Genomic DNA, 2,645 nt, shown 5'->3' with positions numbered 1-2,645 from the left:
TCACAGCCGGTGGCAGGCTTCAGACTTTCACCTTCCAACCTCAAAAAAAAACTCCCGGCACCCTTTCAAGTCCCCAAAGCCTTTCCTTCCACTTTATATTTTTAACTTCTCCGCCGCGGCTGACTTCTAACTTCTAACCTCCCAACCTCTTTGTGTTCTAATCTACCTCGTTCGCCAGCGTACAGGGTTCTTTATTTTATAATAACCATTTTCTTGGTACCCACCGCGCCTTTGCTTGTTTGAAGTTGATAAAAATATGTGCCTGCCGGAAGCTGAGTATTATCTAACAGTATATCATTAAAAGTATTGTCTATTTTGTAACGCTTCATTTCCATGCCCTGCATATTATACAAAATAAGCTCACCCTCCGTTTCTCCATTAGGCAATTCGTATTGCAGCGTAATAGCGCCATTGCTTGGGTTGGGATACAGATTGCTTAATTGCCCGTTTTGCTGCATTAGCAGGCCATTTGCTTCGGCAATATCCGTGGTTAATGTGCCTGATAAGCTAAATACTTTTGCCTGCATATTTGTATAGCTTAAAATCATTTTTGTTCCTTGTGAAGTATTATAAATTGGCCATTGTTGCATTGCCCAATTTGGATGTACTGCTGCCGCACCGGTATCTGCAAAAATAACTACTCCATTTTCTTTAACAATTTTTGTGGCACCCTTATTATAAGGAGAACCAAAAGTATAAATATACATAAATTCTATTTGGGTATCAGTATCAAATAAATTTTCAGATAAATAGAGTACATCTCCCATAGTTCCGTTAATATTAGATGGTAAAAAAGTGCAATCAATTGTTCTTAGTAAAGAATGATTAAGATTGTAAATACATATTGTACGGGATATTCTATTTATTCTTACATATCGCTCTCCAGATACTTCAAATTTTATAATCATTAACTGATTAATTTCAGGGAAATATATATTTTGTGTAGATGCACTATCATACACATGTTCTAATGTTATTTGCGCTTCACTTTTTAAAGCAAATGTTATTAATGCTAAAAATATTACTTTTTTCATATTAATATTTACTGAAAATATTCATAAAATTACAATTTACATAAAAAAAAGAATACTCATCAATAATATTTAGAATGAGTATTCTATTAATACCAATTAATTATTTACTTCTTATAATTTTTTTACTGTCAATAATATTTCCATTGACAATTAAACTATAATTATAAATACCATTTGGTAAATCTTGCATATCAATATTAAGTAATCCATAACCAGACTGGATAATTATTTCCTTTATAACTTTTCCCAAAATATCGAAAAAAACAATTTTTCCATCACTTATATCATTCGGCAAAAAATATGATATCTGTGTACCTCCATTATTTGGATTTGGTTGCGCATTACCTAAAATTGCCGCCTCTGGTAAGCTTAGTTTTATATTTTGCATATTATTTTCCGAGTCATTATTTCCAGTATTATTCATTGATTTTACTCCTCCTGGCACATTTGTTAAAGCAATTAAACTATCAACTTTATTACTTAATTCCTGTACTGCTTTTACAAGAGGAACAACAATTTCCGCATAATTCAAAGTGTAAACATCCATACCATTGGCTGGTGTATGCACTATGGAAGAAATAAAGCCACATGCCTGGGCTGCCGAATCAACTTGCTGAGCAATAAAACCTGAGTGAATAATGTCCGTTGACGGAACAAAGTCCATACCTATTTGGTGCATGGTTTTAACACTGTCGGGCATGTTTTGTATTATAAAATCATCAAGCGCTTTCGTATTCATCTGGTAAGTAACCGGGCGTAGCTTATTAATAAAATCCAAGCCTTTTACGCTATCATTTATATTAAATTTAAAACGACCATCTGACCAAGATCCCACAGCTGAAACGACTGCAGTGATAGTTCCATTACCAAGATATATAGTATTATTTCCAAGAGCAAGTGCTCCATTTCCAATAGCTGTGGCATTGGTGTAATTGCCGTTGGCGTCGGCTCCGTATCCTATAAATGTACTATAGTTGCAGGTAGCATTAGCAGTACCCGCATTGCTTCCAAAAGCTGTATTATAGTTTCCGGTGGTATTTGCTAAAAGGGTGCGTTCGCCTGTAGCGCAGTTACTGATTCCCTCAGTGTTGCCATAAAGCGCTTTATACCCCACAGCAACATTTGCCCCTGTAGATGCGCCAGTGCCGCCGGTTGTATTGCTGTAAAGAGCCTGAAATCCTAAAGCGGTATTACCATTTGCCGTAGTATTGTTATAAAGAGCCTGATTCCCATTAGCTGTATTTTTATATCCTGTTGTATTTGAATAAAGTGACTGATTCCCTTGAGCTGTGTTTTGGTATCCTGTTGTATTATTGTACAGAGATTGTAACCCAAAAGCAGTATTTGAATTAGCTGTTGTATTTGAAAAAAGAGCGCCGGTTCCTGTGGCGGTATTATAACTACCCGTAGTATTTGAAAAAAGAGCGCATAATCCTGAGGCCGTATTATAAATCCCCGTGGTGTTTAATGCCAACGCACTATCGCCCAAGGCGGAGTTGCTTTTGCCGGTAGTATTATAAAAACCAGCTGCATAACCCACAAAAGTATTACCAGTGCCTGTTGCATTATTTAACCCTGCACAAGAGCCAATAAATGTATTATTGGATGACG

General features: G+C 36.0%; 2 protein-coding genes. Both read right to left on the bottom strand.

Annotated features, from left to right (window positions below; translation table 11 throughout):
• Window positions 1–191: 191 nt before the first annotated feature.
• Window positions 192–1,034 (bottom strand): T9SS type A sorting domain-containing protein, encoded by an 843-nt coding sequence (locus M0R16_13435; GenBank protein MCK9613874.1) that lies wholly within the window; start codon window positions 1,032–1,034, stop codon window positions 192–194.
• Window positions 1,035–1,134: 100 nt separating this feature from the next.
• Window positions 1,135–2,645, bottom strand: a 1,511-nt coding sequence (locus M0R16_13430) for a tail fiber domain-containing protein (protein MCK9613873.1), incomplete at its 5' end; no start/stop codon positions are given.

Source organism: Bacteroidales bacterium, from assembly GCA_023228145.1.
Taxonomy (GTDB): domain Bacteria; phylum Bacteroidota; class Bacteroidia; order Bacteroidales; family CAIWKO01; genus CAIWKO01.
The sequence above is the reverse complement of the archived record's forward strand: the minus strand, read 5'-3'. Positions and strand labels throughout refer to the sequence as shown.